General features: G+C 72.2%; 2 protein-coding genes. Both read left to right on the top strand.

Annotated features, from left to right (window positions below; genetic code table 11):
• Positions 1 to 11 precede the first annotated feature (11 nt).
• Positions 12 to 18,935: a type I polyketide synthase gene (locus FHU34_RS33800; RefSeq protein WP_244311756.1), complete on the top strand. Its 18,924-nt coding sequence runs from the start codon at positions 12 to 14 to the stop codon at positions 18,933 to 18,935.
• 28 nt (positions 18,936 to 18,963) lie between these two features.
• Positions 18,964 to 20,733 (top strand): methylmalonyl-CoA mutase subunit beta, encoded by a 1,770-nt coding sequence (locus FHU34_RS20665; protein ID WP_145783113.1) that lies wholly within the window; start codon positions 18,964 to 18,966, stop codon positions 20,731 to 20,733.
• The last annotated feature ends 27 nt before the right edge of the window (positions 20,734 to 20,760 follow it).

Below are 20,760 nucleotides of genomic sequence, written 5' to 3'. Positions count from 1 at the left end.
AGGTGATTCCCATGGCGAACGAAGATCGGCTCCGCGAATATCTCAAGCGCGTCACCGCCGAACTGCACGAGACCAGCGAGCGGTTGCAGGAAGCAGAGGCGCGGCACCGCGAGCCGATCGCCATCATCGCCATGAGCTGCCGGTTTCCCGGCGGCGTCGACTCCCCGGAGTCGCTGTGGCAGCTCGTCGACTCGGGTGTCGACGCGATCGGGGAGTTCCCGGCCGAACGGGGCTGGGAGGTGGAGAAGCTCTACCACCCCGACCCGGACCACCCGGGCACGTCGTACACCCGACACGGGGGCTTCCTGCACGAGGCCGGCGACTTCGACGCCGCGTTCTTCGGCATCTCACCCCGGGAGGCGCTGGCCACCGACGCGCAGCAACGCCTGCTGCTGGAGACGTCCTGGGAGACGTTCGAGCGGGCGGGCATCGACCCGGCCACCCTCAAGGGCAGCCGCACCGGCGTCTTCACCGGCGTGATGTACCACGACTACGCCGCCCTGGTCGGTGAGCTGGGCGACTCCGCCGAGGGTTCGCTCGGCACCGGCAGCACCGGCAGCATCGCCTCCGGCCGGATCGCGTACACGTTCGGACTCGAGGGCACCGCCGTCACAGTGGACACCGCCTGCTCGTCGTCCCTTGTCGCCCTGCACCTGGCCGCCCAGGCGCTGCGGCAGGGGGAGTGCGACCTGGCGCTGGCCGGTGGTGTCACGGTGATGGCCACCCCGGGGGCGTTCCTGGCCTTCTCCCGCCAGCGGGGCCTCGCCCCGGACGGACGCTGCAAGCCGTTCTCCGACGACGCAGACGGGACCGGCTGGGGTGAGGGCGTCGGTATGCTGCTCGTCGAGCGGCTCTCCGACGCCGTCCGCAACGGCCACCCGGTGCTCGCCGTGGTGCGGGGGAGTGCTGTCAACCAGGACGGCGCGTCGAACGGCCTGACCGCCCCGAACGGCCCGTCCCAGCAACGCGTCATCCGGGCCGCGTTGAGCAACGCTGGCCTCACCACCGCCGACGTCGACGCCGTCGAGGCGCATGGCACCGGCACCACGTTGGGCGACCCGATCGAGGCGCAGGCGCTGCTTGCGACGTACGGTCAGGACCGCCCCGCCGACCAGCCGCTGTGGCTCGGCTCGATCAAGTCGAACATCGGCCACACCCAGGCTGCCGCCGGCGTCGCCGGGATCATCAAAATGGTCGAGGCGATGCGCCACGGCCGGATCCCGCGCAGCCTGCACGCCGACCAGCCGTCCACGCACGTCGACTGGACCGCCGGCGCGGTCCGCATCGCCGCCGACAACCAGCCGTGGCCGCAGCGCCCGGGCCCGCGCCGCGCGGGCGTCTCCTCGTTCGGGGTGTCCGGTACGAACGCGCACATCATCATCGAAGAGCCGCCGTCGATCGAGGTGCCGCCCCGCACGGAGACCGTGGCGCCCGCCCAGGTGCCGTGGGTGCTCTCCGCCCGGTCACCCGAGGCGCTGCGGGGGCAGGCCGCCCGGCTGGCGTCGGTGGATGCCGACAGGGTCGACGTCGGGTTCACCCTGGCCGCACACCGTACGGCGCACCCGCATCGGGCGGTCGTGTTCGGGCGTGACGATCTTGCGTCGGTGGCTGCCGGTGAGCCCGGCCCGGTCGTCGGGTCGGTGATACGCGGCAAGACGGCGTTCGTGTTCTCCGGTCAGGGTTCGCAACGGCCGGGCATGGGCCTGGACCTCCACCACACGTTCCCGGTGTACGCGGAAGCGTTCGACGCGGCCTGCGCCGAACTGGACCGGCACCTGGACCGGTCGATCCGCGACGTGATCGCCGAGGGTGACGACCTGGATCAGACGGTCTACACGCAGTCGGCGTTGTTCGCCGTCGAGGTTGCCCTGTTCCGCCTGGTGGAGTCATTCGGTGTCACCCCGGACTACCTGGTCGGGCACTCGATCGGTGAGATCGCCGCCGCGCACGTCGCCGGGGTGCTGTCCCTTCCGGACTCGGCCAGACTGGTCACCGCCCGAGGCCGTCTCATGCAGGCCCTCCCGGCCGGCGGCGTGATGGTCGCGGTACGGGCCACCGAGGCAGAGGTGCTGCCGCTGCTGACCGACGGGGTGAGCATCGCCGCGATCAACGGACCCCGCTCGATCGTCCTCTCCGGTGTCGCCGACGAGGTTGCGGCCGTCGCGGCGACGTTCAAGTCCAAGCGGCTGCGGGTGAGTCACGCGTTCCACTCGGTGTTGATGGAGCCGATGCTGGCCGAGTTTGCCCAGGTCGCGGCAACCCTCACCTACGAGTCGCCGCGCATCCCCGTGGTGTCGAACGTGACCGGGCAGGTCGCCGAGACACCTGACGCCGCGTACTGGGTGCGGCACGTGCGGGAAGCGGTCCGCTTCGCCGACGGCATCACCACACTGGAAGCCCTTGGCGTCAGCACGTTCGTGGAGATCGGCCCCGACGGGGTCCTGTCCGCGATGGGCGCGGACTGCGTCAGCGACGCGGTGTTCGTACCAGTGCAACGATCTGACCGGGACCAACCGACCACGCTGCTCACCGCCCTCGCGCAGGCCTACGTGCGCGGCGTCGCTGTCGACTGGACACCCTGCTACCCCGGCGCGCGGCGCGTCGACCTGCCCACCTACGCCTTCCACCACCAGCGGTACTGGCCGGTCGGCACCGGCACCCCCACCGGTAGCGGCGGCACCGGCCACCCCATGCTGGACACCGCCATCACCCTGGCCGGAGCGGACGAACTCGTCGTCACCGGCCGGTGGACCGTCGCCACCCACCAGTGGCTCGCCGACCACTCCCTCTCCGGGACTGTCGTCGTCCCCGGCGCCGCCCTCGTCGATCTGGCCCTGGCCGCCGGCGACCGGGTCGGCTGCGACCGGATCGAGGAACTCACCACCGGTATCCCGCTCACCATCGGCAGCGACGCCGTGCACGTCCAGGTCCGGGTCGGCGCCCCGGACAGCGACGGGCGTCGTCAGGTCGGCGTCCACGCGAGCCAGGACGCCGAAACGTGGACCGAGCACGCCTCCGGCGTCCTCACCTCTGAGCCCGGCGCGGCGAACCCGCCGCCGCCGCCGGCCTGGCCGCCGTCCGCCGCGACAGCCGTCGCCCTGGACGGCCTCTACGAGGCCTTCGCCGACCGTGGCCTGCTCTACGGCCCGACGTTCCGCGCGCTGCGTGCCGCGTGGCGCGACCAGGAACAGGTGTACGCGGAGATCACGCTCGACGAAACCGTGCCCGTCGAGGGTTTCCCACTGCACCCGGCGGTGCTCGACGCCGCCCTGCACGCCATCGGCGCCGGTGACCTGCTGCCCGCCCACGCCGACGGGGCCAGCGTGCCCTTCAGCTGGTCCGGCGTGACAGTGCACGCGACCGGCGGCTCCGCAGTCCGCGCCCGGATCCGCAGCCTCGGCGCCGATTCCGTCCGGCTGGACCTGACCGACACCGCCGGCCAGCCGGTACTCACCGTCGACCGACTCGTCCTGCGCCCAATCACCACAGCCGCCGCAGGCGCCGGCACCGACGATGCGCTGTTCCACCTCGGCTGGATTCCGCTGACGCCGTCCGCCGCCACCGTCACCGGCCCAGTGGTGATCCACCGGGTCGAACCCGCCAACGCCGACGTCGTCACCGGCGCGCACGAGCGCACCGCCGCCGTCCTGGAGACCCTCCAGTCCTGGCTTGCCGCAGGACCGCAGGACGGCGCGCGGCTGGTGGTCGTCACGACCGGCGCGGTCGCCACTGCCGACGAGCCGGTCACCGACCCCGGGGCCGCCGCCGTCTGGGGACTCGTCCGGGCGGCTCAGTCCGAGCACCCCGATCGGTTCGTCCTGGTCGACGTCGACGGCACCGACGAGTCCGAGGCGGCGCTGCCGAACCTGCTCGCCACCGGGGAGCCGCAGGCCGCGTTGCGCAACGGCGTCGCGACCGCGCCCCGGCTGATCCGGCCACCCGCGGGCACCCCGCCACGACCCCTCGCCCTGACCAACGGCACGGTGCTGGTCACCGGCGCCACCGGGCAACTCGGCCGGCTGGTGGCCCGGCACCTGGTCACCACCCACGGGGTACGTGACCTGCTGCTGCTGAGCCGTCGGGGCGCCGATGCCCCGGACGCGGCGGAACTCCTGGCGGAACTCGCCGCGCTGGGGGCGTCCGCGCGGATAGTCGCGGTGGACGTGGCCGACCGCGAGGCCCTGGCCGAGGTGGTCGCCGGTGTCCCGGACCTGTCCGGTGTGGTGCACGCGGCCGGTGTGCTGGACGACGGTGTCGTCAGTGGGTTGAGCGTGGATCGGCTGTCGGCGGTGTTGCGGGCGAAGGTGGACGCGGGTTGGTATCTGCACGAGCTGACCCGGGATCGGGAGTTGTCGGCGTTCGTGGTGTTCTCGTCGGCGGCCGGGGTGTTCGGCAACGCGGGTCAGGGCGCGTACGCGGCGGGGAACGCGTTCCTGGACGCTCTGGCGCAGCACCGGCGTGGGCTGGGTCTGCCGGCGGTCTCCCTCGCCTGGGGGCCCTGGGATGTCGGCATGGCCGCCGACATCGACGCCGCCGACCGGGAACGCCTCCTCCGGGGCGGTGCCCGCGAACTGAGCGCGGAGCAGGGCCTCGCGCTCTTCGACCGGGCGGCGGCCGAGGACACGGCCGTCACCGTGCCCGTGCGGCTCGACCTGCGCGCGATCCGGGCAGCCGGGACCGTCCCGACCATCCTCCGGCATCTGGTACGCGTACGCCGCGCCGCCGCGGCCTCGGCTCCGCTGCGGGACCGACTCGCGAACCTCGACCACGACGCGCGCCGGGCCGCCCTTCTCGATCTGGTGTCGTCGCGGGTGGCGGCGGTGCTGGGGCATCCGCAGGGGTGGTCGGTGGATGGCATGCAGGCGTTCGGTGAGTTGGGGTTCGACTCGTTGACGGCTGTGGAGTTCCGCAACGGGTTGTCGTCAGCGACGGGGTTGCGGTTGTCCGCGACGACGGTGTTTGACTACCCGACGCCGGACGCCCTGGTCGACCACCTGTTGGCCGAGCTGTCCGGGGTGACGGCGGCGAAGACCGTCACGGCGACGGCACGTGCGGACGAGCCGCTCGCGATCGTGGGGATGGCGTGTCGTTTCCCAGGTGGGGTGGATTCGCCGGACGCTCTGTGGCGGCTTGTCGACTCCGACGGTGACGGCATCGGCGACTTCCCCGCCGATCGCGGGTGGGACCTGGAGGCGTTGGCGGAGACGTCCCTGACCAGCAGGGGCGGATTCCTGACCAACGCCGCGGATTTCGACGCGGAGTTCTTCGGGATCTCGCCGCGTGAGGCCCTTGCCATGGACCCGCAGCAGCGCCTGTTGTTGGAGGTGAGTTGGGAGGCTCTGGAACGAGCGGGAATCGACCCACAATCGATGCGCGGTTCCGACACCGGTGTCTTCTCGGGATTGATGTACCACGACTACGCCGGCCTGGCCCAGCAGAGCCCCGATGGTCTTGCGGGGTTTTTGGGGACGGGTAATTCGGGGAGTGTGGTGTCGGGTCGGGTTTCGTATTCGTTTGGGTTTGAGGGTCCGGCGGTGACGGTGGATACGGCGTGTTCGTCGTCGTTGGTGGCGTTGCATGTGGCGGGTCTGTCGTTGCGGCGTGGTGAGTGTTCGTTGGCGTTGGTGGGTGGGGTGACGGTGATGGCGACGCCGTCGGCTTTTGTGGAGTTTTCGCGGCAGCGGGGGTTGTCGTCGGATGGTGTGTGTCGGTCGTTTGCGGAGGGTGCGGGGGGTACTGGTTGGTCTGAGGGTGTGGGTGTGGTGTTGGTGGAGCGGTTGTCGGATGCTCTGCGTAATGGTCGTCGGGTGTTGGCGGTGGTGGCGGGGAGTGCGGTTAATCAGGATGGTGCGTCGAATGGTTTGACGGCGCCGAATGGTCCGTCGCAGCAGCGGGTTATTCGGGCGGCGTTGGCTGATGCGGGTGTGTCGGCCGGTGATGTGGATGTGGTGGAGGCGCACGGTACGGCGACGGTGTTGGGTGATCCGATCGAGGCGCAGGCGTTGTTGGCGACCTACGGTCAGGAAAGGTCCGCCGACCGGCCGTTGTGGTTGGGGTCGGTGAAGTCGAACCTGGGTCACACTCAGGCGGCTGCCGGTGTCGCGGGGATCATCAAGATGGTGCAGGCGATGCGGCACGAGACTCTGCCGCGGACGTTGCATGTGGATGCGCCGACGTCGCATGTCGACTGGTCCGCTGGTGAGGTGCGGTTGCTCACCGAGGCGCAGCCCTGGCCGGTGAACGGACGCCCCCGACGCGCTGGTGTGTCGTCGTTCGGTATCTCCGGCACCAACGCGCACGTCATCCTGGAAGAACCGCCGGCGGTCGAGGCGCCGCCCCGCACCGAGGCCGTCACACCCGCCCAGGTGCCGTGGGTGCTGTCGGCCCGCTCACCGGAGGCGCTGCACGGGCAGGCCGCCCGGCTCGCGGCGGTGGACGCCGACCCGGTCGACATCGGGTTCACCCTGGCCGCACACCGTACGACGCACCCGCATCGAGCTGTCGCTTTCGGCCCGGACGACCTGGCGGCGCTCGCCGCCGGTGAGCCCGGCCCGGTCGTCGGGTCCGTGGTGCGCGGCAAGACCGCGTTCGTGTTCTCCGGCCAGGGGTCACAACGGCCCGGTATGGGCCTGCACCTCTACGACACGTTCCCGCGTTATGCCGAGGCGTTCGACGCGGCCTGCGCCGAACTGGACCGGCACCTCGACCGGCCGATCCGCGACGTCATCGCCCAGGGCGACGACCTCGACCAGACCGTCTACACCCAAGCGGCGTTGTTCGCCGTCGAGGTCGCGTTGTTCCGCCTGGTGGAGTCGTTCAGCGTCAGGCCGGACTACCTGGTCGGGCACTCCATTGGTGAGATCGCCGCCGCGCACGTGGCCGGGGTGCTGTCCCTGCCTGATGCGGCGAGGCTGGTCACCGCGCGAGGTCGTCTCATGCAGGCCCTCCCGGCGGGCGGGGTCATGGTCGCGGTGCGGGCCACCGAGGCCAAGGTGCTGCCGCTGCTGACCGACGGGGTGTCCGTCGCGGCGATCAACGGCCCGCGCTCGGTGGTGCTGTCCGGTGCGGCCGACGAGGTTGCGGCCGTCGCGGCGCACTTCAAGAAGTCGAAGCAGTTGCGGGTCAGCCACGCGTTCCACTCGGTGCTGATGGAGCCGATGCTGAAGGCTTTCACCGAGGTGGCCGGAACCCTCACTTACGACACGCCCCGCATCCCGATCGTGTCGAACGTGACCGGGCAGCTCGCCGAGGTGCAGGACGCCGCCTACTGGGTGCGGCACGTTCGCGAGGCGGTCCGGTTCGCCGACGGGATCACCGCCCTGGAGAGTCTGGGGGTCTCGACGTTCGTGGAGATCGGCCCGGACGGGGTGCTCTCCGCGATGGGCGCGGACTGCGTCACCGACGCGGTGTTCGTACCCCTGCAACGCTCTGACCGGGACCAACCTGCCACGCTGCTGACTGCTCTCGCGCAGGCTTTCGTGCGCGGCGTCGCTGTCGACTGGACGCCCTGCCTGACCGGCGGACGTCCCGTCGACCTGCCCACCTACGCCTTCCAGCGCCGTCGCTACTGGCCGACCGCCCCCGAAGCCGCCGCCGACGCGGCCAGCATCGGGCTCGGAACCGTCGACCACCCGTTCTGGGCCGCCGCCGCCGACCTGCCCGAGCAGGACAGCCTGCTGCTCACCGGCCGTCTCTCCTCCCGCACGCAGCCCTGGATGGCTGACCACCTGATCGGCGGCACACTGCTGGTCCCCGGTGCCGCGCTGGTCGACCTCGCCCTGGCCGCCGGCGAACACGCCGGCCTGAACCGCCTCGACGAACTGACCATCGAGGCCCCTCTGGTCCTACCGGGCAGCGGCAGCACGCTGACCATCCGCGCCCTGGTCGGCCCGCCCACCGACGACAGCCCGGGCGTGCAACGGCGGGACGTCACCCTCTACGCACGCCCCGACGACACCGGCGACTGGCAGCGGCACGCCACCGGCATCCTCACCGCCGCCGAAGCGGTGGAGACCCCCGGCCACTGGACACCGGAGGCGACCGAGGAAGTACCGGTCGACGGCGTCTACCCCGGCTTCGCCGAGATCGGGTTCGAGTACGGGCCGCACCTGCGCGGACTCCACCGGGCCTGGCGCCGCGACGGCGAGCTCCTCGCGGACGTGGCCCTCGCCGACGACCTCACAGTGGACGGCTTCCTCCTGCACCCCGCGCTCCTTGACGCCGCCCTGCACGGCCTTGCCCTCGGCGTCCTCGACTCCGACACGACAGGCCTCCCGTTCAGCTGGACCGGAGTGACAGTGCACGCCACCGGGGCGCGCGCGGCCCGGGTGCGGATCAGCCGCGCCGGCACCGACGCGGTCGCCCTCGACCTGCGCGACGCCGAGAACCAGCCCATCGCCACCGTCGACCGGCTCGTCCTGCGCCCCCACACCCCGACGACGAGCACGACCCTTCGCCCGTACCGGATCGAGTGGACGCCGATCCCCGAGCTGGACGTGCCCGCGACCCTGCTCACCGACCACGCGGATCTGGCGGCGACGCTCGCCGCCGGCAGCGTGCCGGCCGGCCCGGTCCTCTGGTACGCCGAGTCCGACCCCGCCGCCGACCCGGTGACCGCAGCGCACACCACCGCCGCCCGCACCCTGGCGGTGCTCCAGTCCTGGTTGACCGACGACCGGCTCGCCGGTGTGCGGCTGGTCATCGCGACCCGGCACGCCGTGCAGGCCGGCGACGAGCCGCTGACCGATCTCGCCGGCGCCGCCGTCCACGGGTTGGTACGCAGCGCCCAGGCCGAACACCCGGACCGGTTCGTGCTTGTCGACATCGACGACGGACCCGGCTCGTTGGCGGTGCTCCCGGCGGCCGCTCAGTGCGGTGAGCCGCAACTGGCGATCCGTGGCGGAGTGGTCAGCGTGCCCCGGCTCGTCCGACCGCCGGTCGAGGAACCACGTCCGTTCACCTTCGGCACCGGAACCGTCCTGGTCACCGGTGCGCTGGGCACGCTCGGCCAGTTGGTGGCCCGGCACCTGGTCACCACGCACGGCGTACGCGACCTGCTGCTGGTCAGCCGCCGTGGCGCCGAAACCCCCGGAGCTGCCGAGTACGTGGCGGAACTCGCCGCGCTCGGCGCGTCCGCCCGACTGGTGGCCGTGGACGCCACCGACCGGGCAGCCCTCGCCCAGGTCGTCGCCGACACCCCGGACCTGTCCGGTGTGGTGCACCTCGCCGGTGTCTTGGACGACGGTGTGGTCAGTGGGTTGAGCGTGGACCGTCTGTCGGCGGTGTTGCGGGCGAAGGTGGATGCGGGTTGGTATCTGCACGAGTTGACCCGGGATCGGGGGTTGTCGGCGTTCGTGGTGTTCTCGTCGGCGGCCGGGGTGTTCGGCAACGCGGGTCAGGGCGCGTACGCGGCGGGGAACGCGTTCCTGGACGCGTTGGCGCAGCACCGGCGTGGGCTGGGCCTGCCAGCGGTCTCCCTCGCCTGGGGTCTCTGGGCCGACGCCAGCGAGCTGAGCGCCACCGCCGACCAACGCCGCCTCGGCCGAGGCGGGGTGCTCCCGCTCACCGCCGAGCAGGGACTCGCCCTGCTCGACGCAGGCTGCGTGGCGGCACCGCCGGTCAGCGTGCCGATCCTGCTGGACCTCGCGGCGGTGGCCGCCTCCGGCACCGTGCCCGCACTCCTGCGGCACCTCGTCCGACCCGCGCGCCGGGTGGCCGCCGCCTCGGTCGACAGGTCGTCGCTGCGGGCACAGCTCGCCGACCTGCCGCCACACGAACGGCGTGCCCACCTCCTCGACCTGGTGTCGTCGCGGGTGGCGACGGTGCTGGGTCATCCGCACGGGTGGTCGGTGGATGGTGGGCAGGCGTTCGGTGAGTTGGGGTTCGACTCGTTGACGGCTGTGGAGTTCCGCAACGGGTTGTCGGCGGCGACGGGGTTGCGGTTGTCCGCGACGACGGTGTTCGACTATCCGACGCCGGACGCCCTGGTCGACCACCTGCTGGCCGAGCTGACCGACACGGCGGTGACGCGGACCGGTGCTCGGACCGAGGCGGCGGCGGACGAGCCCCTCGCGATCGTCGGCATGGCCTGCCGCTTCCCGGGCGGAGTGGACTCACCCGAGGGTCTGTGGCGGCTTGTCGACTCCGGCGATGACGGCATCGGCGACTTCCCCACCGACCGCGGCTGGGACCTGGACACGCTCTTCAACACGGACGAATCCCGGACGGACACCTCGTACACCCGCCGGGGCGGCTTCCTCGCCGACGCCGCCGAGTTCGACGCCGAGTTCTTCGGGATCTCGCCGCGTGAGGCCCTTGCCATGGACCCGCAGCAGCGCCTGTTGTTGGAGGTGAGTTGGGAGGCAGTGGAACGAGCGGGAATCGACCCACAATCGCTCCGCGGCTCCGACACCGGCGTTTTCGCCGGCCTGATGTACCACGACTACGGCCCATACGCCCAACAGAGCCCCGACGGTCTTGCGGGGTTTTTGGGGACGGGTAATTCGGGGAGTGTGGTGTCGGGTCGGGTTTCGTATTCGTTTGGGTTTGAGGGTCCGGCGGTGACGGTGGATACGGCGTGTTCGTCGTCGTTGGTGGCGTTGCATGTGGCGGGTCAGTCGTTGCGGCGTGGTGAGTGTTCGTTGGCGTTGGTGGGTGGGGTGACGGTGATGGCGACGCCGTCGGCTTTTGTGGAGTTTTCGCGGCAGCGGGGGTTGTCGTCGGATGGTGTGTGTCGGTCGTTTGCGGAGGGTGCGGGGGGTACTGGTTGGTCTGAGGGTGTGGGTGTGGTGTTGGTGGAGCGGTTGTCGGATGCTCTGCGTAATGGTCGTCGGGTGTTGGCGGTGGTGGCGGGGAGTGCGGTTAATCAGGATGGTGCGTCGAATGGTTTGACGGCGCCGAATGGTCCGTCGCAGCAGCGGGTTATTCGGGCGGCGTTGGCTGATGCGGGTGTGTCGGCCGGTGATGTGGATGTGGTGGAGGCGCACGGTACGGCGACGGTGTTGGGTGATCCGATCGAGGCGCAGGCGCTCCTCGCGACCTATGGGCAGGATCGCCCTGGTCGGCCGTTGTGGTTGGGGTCGGTGAAGTCGAACCTGGGTCATACGCAGGCGGCTGCCGGTGTCGCGGGGATCATCAAGATGGTGCAGGCGATGCGGCACGAAACCTTGCCGCGGACGTTGCATGTGGATGCGCCGACCTCGCATGTCGACTGGTCCGCTGGTGAGGTGCGGTTGCTCACCGAGGCGCAGCCCTGGCCGGTGAACGGACGCCCCCGACGCGCTGGTGTGTCCTCGTTCGGCATCTCCGGCACCAACGCGCACGTCATCCTCGAAGAACCACCGACCGTGCAAACCCCTGCCGAAGGCAGGCCGGACGCGCCCGAGGTCGTGCCGTGGGTGCTGTCCGCCCGCTCACCCGAGGCGCTGCACGGGCAGGCCGCCCGACTGGCGTCGGTGGAGGCCGACCCGCGCGACGTCGGCTTCTCGTTGCTGTCGTCGCGGTCGACCCACACCCATCGGGCAGTGGTGTTCGGGCCCGACGAGCTGGCGGCGCTCGCCGCCGGTGAGCCCGGCCCGGTCGTCGGGTCGGTGGTGCGCGGCAAGACCGCGTTCGTGTTCTCCGGCCAGGGGTCACAACGGCCCGGTATGGGCCTGGCGCTGGCCGACACGTTCCCGGTGTACGCGGAGGCGTTCGACGCGGCCTGCGCCGAGCTGGACCGGCACCTGGACCGGCCGATCCGCGAGGTCATCGCTGACGGAACCGACCTGGACCAGACCGTCTACACCCAATCGGCGTTGTTCGCCGTCGAGGTGGCCCTGTTCCGCCTGGTGGAGTCGTTCGGGGTCAGGCCGGACTTCCTGGTGGGGCATTCGATCGGTGAGATCGCCGCCGCGCACGTCGCGGGGGTGCTGTCCCTGCCCGACGCGGCCAGACTGGTCACCGCCCGAGGTCGCCTCATGCAGGCCCTCCCGGCCGGCGGGGTCATGGTCGCGGTGCGGGCCACCGAGGCAGAGGTGCTGCCGCTGCTGACCGACGGGGTGAGCATCGCCGCGATCAACGGGCCGCGCTCGATCGTGCTCTCCGGTGTGGCCGGCGAGGTCACCGCCGTAGCAGCGCACTTCGAGAAGTCGAAGCAGTTGCGGGTCAGTCACGCGTTCCATTCGGTGTTGATGGAGCCGATGCTGGCCGAGTTCGCCCAGGTCGCGGCAACCCTCACCTACGACACGCCGCGCATCCCGATCGTGTCGAACGTGACCGGGCAGGTCGCCGAAGCACCTGACGCCGCGTACTGGGTGCGGCACGTGCGCGAGGCGGTCCGCTTCGCCGACGGCATCACCACACTGGAAGGCCTGGGTGTCAGCACGTTCGTGGAGATCGGCCCGGACGGGGTCCTGTCGGCCATGGGTGCGGACTGCGTCAGCAACGCGGTGTTCGTACCAGTGCAACGCTCCGACCGGGACCAACCGACCACGCTGCTGACCGCCCTCGCGCAGGCCTTCGTGCGCGGCGTCGCTGTGGACTGGACACCCTGCCTGACCGGCGGACGGTTGATCGACCTGCCCACCTACGCCTTCCACCACCAGCGCTACTGGCCGAGGCCTGGCACCCGGGCGACGAGCCCGACCGACGCCGCCTTCTGGGATGCCGTCGAACGTGCCGACCTCGACACCCTCACCCAGACCCTGAAACTCGACGACAGCACCGCCCTCACCCCACTGCTTCCCGCCCTGGCGTCCTGGCGACGCGACCACACCACCGCGCCACTCGGCCGGTACGGCATCGACTGGACCCCACTACCCCAGGCGGGCACACCCACCGGGACCTGGCTGATCACCGAACCGGCCGGCGACACCCGCGTCTCGGACGCCCTGGCCGCCAGCGGCCTCGACGTGCGGCGCGGCACCCCGGACGCGGAGACGACACCCGACGTCAGCGGCATCGCCGTCGTGGTGGACGACCCCGCGAGCGCACTGCACGCCGTCCAGGCCCACCAGTCCCTGGGCACCGACATCCCACTCTGGCTGATCACCAGCGGCGCGGTGGCCGCCACCCCGCACGACCCGGCGCCCACCCCGCCCGCCGCAGCCGTCTGGGGCCTCGGCCGGGTCACCGCCCTGGAACTCCACAACGCCTGGGGCGGCCTCGTCGACCTGCCCGCCGGCAGCGACCCGATCGACGGACGGTTGCTCGCCACCGCACTGACCGGCACCGGAGGCGAGGACCAGGTCGCCGTCCGCGCCGGGCTGCTCGGCCGGCGACTCGTTCCGTCGGCCGGCGCGGGCCGGCAGTGGCAGCCGCGCGGCACCGTCCTGATCACCGGCGGCACCGGCGCGCTCGGCGCTCACGCCGCCCGGTGGGCCGCCGGCCACGGCGCCGACCACCTGGTCCTGCTCAGCCGCCGGGGAGACACCGCACCCGGTGCCGCGGACCTGCGCGACGAACTGACCGCCGCCGGGGCGCGAGTCACCATCCGCGCGGTCGACCTGGCCGACCGCGACGCCATCGGTACGGTCGTCGCGGACCTGAATGCGGCCGGTGACACGGTCACCGCGGTGCTGCACACGGCCGGCGTCGCCACCCGCGCTCCCCTCGCGGAGCTGACAGCTGACGCCATCGCCGAGGTCACGGCCGCCAAGGTGCTCGGCGCGACACACCTGGACGACCTGTTCCGGGACGCCCCACTGGACGCCTTCGTGTTGTTCTCCTCCATCGCCGGTGTCTGGGGCAGCGGCGACCACGCCGCGTACGCGGCCGCCAACGCGGCACTGGACGCCGTCGCCGAACAGCGCCGGTCCCGTGGGCTCACCGCGACCTCGATCGGCTGGGGACCGTGGGCCGACGGTGGCATGGCCGCCGACAGCGCCGTGGACGAACAACTACGCCGGCGCGGCCTTCGTCCGATGGCCCCCGAGCGGGCCCTGCGCGGCCTGCGGTCGGCGGTCGGCGACGACCGCACCAGTGTCGTCGTCGCCGACGTCGACTGGGCGACGTTCGCCCCGGCGTTCACCGCGGCCCGGCCCAGCCCGCTGCTCGACGGTGTCCCGGAGGTCCACGCCCTCACCACCGAACCGGAGTCGACAGCCGACGACGGGTGGCGGTCCGAGCTGCTGGCACTTGCCGGCACCGAACGGACCCACGCCGTGCTGGAGACAGTCCGGGCCCACGTCGCGGAGGTCCTGCGGCTGCGGTCGTCGCACGCCGTCGACCCGGGCCGTTCCTTCACCGAGATCGGCTTCGACTCGCTGACCGGTGTCGAACTACGCAACCGTCTCGGCGCGGCCACCGGACTGCGACTGCCCAGCACCCTGGTCTTCGACCACCCGACACCTGAGGCACTCGCCGCGTACCTGGAGAACGAGGTCGTCGGGGTGACCGACCCGACCCCGGTCGCCGCCGCGCCGGCCCGCACCGACGAGCCGATCGCGATCGTCGCGATGTCCTGCCGCTTCCCCGGCGGCATCGGCTCGCCCGAGGACCTGTGGCGGTTGCTCGCCGACGGCGGCGACGCCATCGGCGCGTTCCCCACCGACCGTGGATGGGACCTGGACGCCCTCTACGACCCGGACCCGGACGCCATCGGCACCACCTACGTACGCGAAGGCGGCTTCCTGGCCGACGCCACCGAGTTCGACGCCGGGTTCTTCGGCATCTCGCCCCGCGAGGCGCTGGCCATGGACCCGCAGCAGCGGTTGTTGCTGGAAACAGCGTGGGAGGCGTTCGAACGCGGCGGCGTGCCGGCCGACGCGCTCCGCGGAAGCCAGACGGGTGTCTTCGTCGGCACCAACAACCTCGACTATGGTCCGCTGCTGACCGGTGAGCAGGAGGCCGCCGAAGGGTACGTCAGCACCGGTAACGCGGCGAGCGTCGTCTCCGGGCGGATCTCCTACACCTTCGGGCTGGAAGGCCCGGCGGTCACCGTGGACACTGCCTGCTCGTCGTCGCTGGTCGCCCTGCACTGGGCAAGCCAGGCCCTGCGGCAGGGCGAGTGCGACCTCGCCCTGGCCGGCGGCGTGACGGTGATGTCCACGCCGGGGGCGTTCATCGAGTTCAGCCGCCAGCGGGGCCTGTCCGCCACCGCCCGCTGCCGGGCGTTCTCGGCCGACGCCGACGGGACGATCTGGGGTGAGGGTGTCGGCATGCTCCTCCTGGAACGTCTCAGCGACGCGGTAGCGAACGACCACCCGGTGCTCGCTGTGGTCCGGGGGAGCGCTGTCAACCAGGACGGCGCGTCGAATGGGCTGACCGCCCCGAACGGGCCGTCGCAGCAGCGGGTGATCCGGGCGGCGCTGGCCAACGCGGGCGTGTCCGCCGCCGACGTCGACGTGGTGGAGGCGCACGGCACCGGCACCAAACTGGGCGACCCCATCGAGGCGCAGGCGCTGCTCGCGACGTACGGGCGGGGTCGACCCGCCGACCAGCCGCTGTGGCTGGGATCGGTGAAGTCGAACATCGGCCACACCCAGGCCGCCGCCGGCGTCGCCGGCATCATCAAGATGGTCGAGGCGATGCGGCACGAAACCCTGCCGCGTACGCTGCACGCCGACCAACCCAGCCCGCACGTGGACTGGACCACCGGTTCGGTGGCCCTGCTCACCGAAGAGCGGCAGTGGGCGCGGACCGGTGGCCGGCCGCGTCGGGCCGGCATCTCGTCGTTCGGGTTCAGCGGCACGAACGCCCACGCCGTCCTGGAGGAGCCGCCGACCCGCACGCCGTCCATGCCCACCGAGCCCTCGCAGGCGCCCGTGTTGGCACTGCCGCTGTCGGCCCGTACCGGGCCCGCGCTGCGGGAGCAGGGTGCTCGACTGCGGCAACGCCTCTCGGCGGGAGCCGACCCGAAGGACCTGCTCCACTCGCTGACGACCACCCGCAGCGTCCTGGAGGAGCGCGCGGTGGTGGTCGGCACCGACACGGAAGCCCTGGTCGCTGGTCTCGACGCCCTGGCTGCCGGCGCTGACCACCCCCGGGTGGTCACCGGATCGGCGGTACGCGGGCGGACGGCCTTCGTCTTCTCCGGGCAGGGCTCCCAGCGGCCCGGCATGGGCCTGGAGTTGGCCGACACGTTCCCGGTGTACGCGGAGGCGTTCGACGCGGCCTGCGCCGAGCTCGACAGGCACCTCGACCGGTCGATCCGCGACGTCATCGTCGACGGTGACGACCTGGACCAGACGGTCTACACCCAGTCGGCGTTGTTCGCCGTCGAGGTCGCCCTGTTCCGGCTGGTCGAGTCGTTCGGGGTGACTCCGGACTTCCTGGTGGGGCATTCGATCGGTGAGATCGCCGCCGCGCACGTCGCCGGTGTGCTGTCCCTGTCCGACGCGGCAGCGTTGGTCACCGCTCGGGGCCGGCTGATGCAGGCGTTGCCGGCCGGTGGGGTGATGGTCGCGGTGCGGGCCACCGAGGCGGAGGTGCTGCCGCTGCTGACCGATGGTGTGAACATCGCCGCGATCAACGGGCCCCGCTCGGTCGTCCTCTCCGGTGCGGCCGACGAGGTCGCGCAGGTAGCGGCGGCCTTCGAGAAGTCGAAGCGGCTGCGGGTCAGTCATGCGTTCCATTCGGTGCTGATGGAGCCGATGCTGGCCGAGTTCGCCTCTGTCGCGGCGGCGCTGACCTACGAGTCGCCGCGCATCCCCGTGGTGTCGAACGTGACCGGGCAGGTCGCCGAGACACCTGACGCCGCGTACTGGGTGCGGCACGTGCGGGAAGCGGTCCGGTTCGCCGACGGCATCACCACACTGGAAGGCCTCGGTGTCAGCACGTTCGTGGAGATCGGCCCCGACGGGGTGCTGTCCGCCATGGGCGCGGACTGCGTCACCGACGCCGCCTTCGTCGCGGTGCAGAGATCTGATCGCGACCAGCCCACCACCCTCCTCACGGCACTGGCCAGCGCCTTCGTCCGCGGTGTCCCCGTCGACTGGCAACGGCTGGCTCGGGGTGGCCGACGCGTCGACCTGCCCACCTACCCCTTCCAGCGCGTCCGGTTCTGGCCGTCCCCGGTCGAACCGGTCACCGTCGACCCGGTGGACAGCGAGTTCTGGCAGGCCGTCGAGGACGGCGACCTCAGCCCGCTCGGCATCACCGGCGACAACGCCGACCTGCTGCCCGCCCTGACCGCCTGGCGTCACGAACGACGAGCCACCCGAACCCGCGACTCGTGGCGCTACGAGGAGGCGTGGACGCCGATCGCCACGTCCACCACGACGGTCGCCGGTACGTGGCTGGTGCTCGGCGACGACGCGTACCTCGCAGTGGTTGCCGAAACCCTCACCGCGCACGGCGCCGAGGTGCGCGGTGTCCCGGACCTCGGCGTGGACCGGGCCGTGACGGCCGACCGGCTGCGCCTGGCCGCCGCCGGCGGCCCGATCGCCGGTGCCGTCGCGGCCGGTGGCACCCCCGAGGCGGCGCTCACAGTCGTCCAGGCCTACGTCGACGCCGCCGTCGACGCGCCGCTCTGGATGGTGACCACGGCGGCCGTCGCCGCCGAGCCCGGCGAACCGGTCGACCCGTCCGCCGCGGCGGTGTGGGGCCTGGGCCGGGTCGCCGCCCTGGAACTGCCGCACCGGTGGGGCGGCCTCCTGGACGTGCCGGCGGACTGGACGGGCGACCACCTCGCCGCCGCCCTCGGCGGCGGTGGCGAGGACCAGCTCGCCATCCGTGGCGATCGGATGCTCGGCCGACGCCTCCGGCACGCCACCGCGCCCGCCGGAAGCTGGCGTCCGCGCGGCACGATCCTGGTCGTCGGCGACACCAGCGGCGACATCGCCCGCTGGGCGGTGGCCGAGGGCGCCGAGCGGGTCATCGTCACCGAGCGGGTCGCCGAGATGGACGACGGCATCGTCACCGTCGAGGCCTGCGCCGGAGACGACCACGCCGCGCTGGCCGACCTGCTGGACCGCGTCCGCGCCGACGGCGTCGCGCTGAGCGCCGTCGTCCTCGCCGACCGCTCCGAGCCCGCACCTACCCCGCTGACCGACACCACACCCGACGCCTGGGACACCCCGGCGGTACGCCGGGCCCGGCACCTGACCGCCCTCGTCGACGATGACCTGGACGCGTTCGTCGTCTTCACCTCGGTGGCCGGCACCTGGGGCGGAGGACTGCAGACCGCCGCAGCGGTGGCCGCCACCACTGTGGAAGCGCTCGCCCAGCAATCCGGTGCCACAACGATCGCCTGGGGACCCTGGACCGGAAGCGACGAGCGCCTCCGTCGTCACGGTCTGAACGCCCTACCCCCGAACGCCGCCCTCGACGCGATGGCAACCGCCGCCGGCACGCCCGGTCGGGTCGTCCTCGCCGACGTCGACTGGCCCCGATTCGCCAGCGCGTTCGCCGGAACCCGACCCAGCCGACTGCTCGCCGACCTGCCCGAGGTGCCGGTGTCGGCCGCCGAGCAGCCGCCCGCCGGAGACGCCGGGGCCACCGCCGCGCTGCGCGACGAGTGGCGTGCCCGCACCGAACCGGAACAGGAACGGGCGGCTCTCGACCTGGTACGCGGCACCGTCGCCGCCGTCCTGGGGCACGGCACCCTGGAAGCCGTCCCGCCCACCCGGGCCTTCACCGAGCTGGGCTTCGATTCGCTCACCGCCGTCGAGCTGCGCAACCGGCTCGGCCGCGTCACCGGCCTGAACCTGCCACCCACGGCAGCGTTCGACCACCCGACCGCGCAGGCCCTCGCCCGTCACATCCGGGACGCCGTCATCGGCGACGGCCTGGACCTGACCGGCGGGCTCTTCGCCGAACTGGACCGCCTCGAAGCCGGCCTCGAGCTGTCCACACCGGACAGCACCACGAGGAGCCGGACCGTCCTGCGACTCCAAGCCTTCATCAACCGCCTCAACGACGTCGTCGAGCCGGTCACCGAGGAAGCGCCACCGCTCGAAGAAGCCAGTGACGAGGAACTGTTCGCCTTCATCCGCAGCGAACTCGGCCGCGCCTGACCGGGCCGGGCCAAGGAGGACCACACTCATGACAGACGACTTCCCGGTTCCCGCCATCGAGGACTGGCAGCGGCTCACCCTGAGCGTGCTGCGCAAGTCCGGAAAGGCGGACGAGAACACCCGGGCGGACGAGGCCGCGGACCTGCTGGCCACCACCACGTACGACGGATTCCCGCTGGCCCCGCTCTACACCTCGCACCACACCACGGTGCCGGACGGCGTACCCGGGCAGGCTCCGTTCACCCGGGGCGGTGGGGTCGGCGGCCGGTGGGACGTGCGGACCGTGCACACCGACCCCGACCCGGTACGCAGCGCGGCGGCAGCCCGTGCCGACCTGCACGGCGGGGCGACCTCGCTGTGGCTGCGGGCGACGGCACCCGAGCAACTCGGCGAGCTGCTCGCCGGGATCCCACTGGACCGCACCGGCATCGTGCTCGACGCCGGCACCGAGACCGACAAGGCCGCCGCCGCCCTGTTGGACGTGGCCACCCGGCAGCACATCGACCCACGCGTGTTGCGCGGCAACCTCGGCGCCGACCCGTTCGGCGCGTACGCGGCCAGCGGCGTCGAACCGGAACTCCGGGTCGCCGCGGAGCTGGCGGCCCAGTCGGTGGCGGCGCACCCGGAGTTGCGGGCGCTGACCGTCGACGCGACCACCTACCACGACGCGGGCGGCAGTGACGCCGAGGAGTTGGGGTGCGCGCTGGCCACCGGCGTCGCGTACCTGAGGGCGATGAGCGATCGGGGGATCCCGCTGACGAGGTCGCTCGCCCAGCTCGAATTCCGGTACGCGGCGACCGCCGACCAGTTTGCCACGATCGCGAAGTTCCGCGCGGCCCGCCGACTCTGGCACCGGGTCACCGAGGTGGCCGGCGCCAACCGGCCGTCGGCGCAGCGGCAGCACGCGGTCACCTCGGCCGCGATGATGACCGCCCGGGATCCGTGGAGCAACCTGCTGCGGACCACGATCGCCGGCTTCGGCGCCGGCGTCGGTGGCGCCGGGGCGATCACCGTCCAGCCGTTCGACCTGGCCCTGGGCCGACCGGACGAGACGGCCCAGCGGATCGCCCGCAACACCCAGATCATCCTGCTCGACGAGGTGCACCTGCATCGGGTCACCGACCCGGCCGGCGGATCCTGGTACGTCGAGTCACGCACCGAGGCCCTGGCCCGCGCGGCCTGGGACTGGTTCACCACCATCGAACGGGCCGGCGGCATCGGGGCGGCGCTGCGCAGCGGTCTGGTCGCCGACCGGCTGGCCGCCACCTGGGAGCGCCGGGCCACGCGGGTGGCCCGCCGGCAGGACGCGATCACCGGGGTCAGCGAGTTCCCCGATCTGGACGAACAGGTCCCCGCCCGCCATGCCGGCTCGCCCGCCCCGGTCGGCGGCCTGCCCCGCCACCGTTACGCGTACCGCTTCGAGGAGTTGCGTCGCCGGGCCGACGACGCGCCGACGACGCCGGTGGTGCACCTGGTCGCCATCGGACGGACGTCCGACCACAACGCCCGGGTCACCTTCACCGCGAACCTGTTCGCCGCCGGCGGCATCCGCACCGTGACGACCGCCCCCGGCGACGCGGTCCCGCCCGGCGCCGTGGTCTGCCTCTGCTCGTCCGACCGGGTGTACGCCGAGCAGGCCGCGCTGGTCGCGGCCGCGCTCCGGCAGGCCGGTGCGGCGAAGGTCTGGCTGGCCGGGCGGCCCGGCGGGCATCCCGGCGTCGACGACTACCTGTACGCCGGCTGCGACGCGGTGCGCGTGTTGGAGACCACCCTCGACGACCTCGGAGTGCCCCGATGATCCCCTCGTACGCCGACGTCGCGCTCG

Origin of the sequence: Micromonospora taraxaci, from assembly GCF_007830095.1 — a bacterium.
Taxonomy (GTDB): domain Bacteria; phylum Actinomycetota; class Actinomycetes; order Mycobacteriales; family Micromonosporaceae; genus Micromonospora; species Micromonospora taraxaci.
This window is presented reverse-complemented; position numbering and strand designations above follow the sequence as displayed.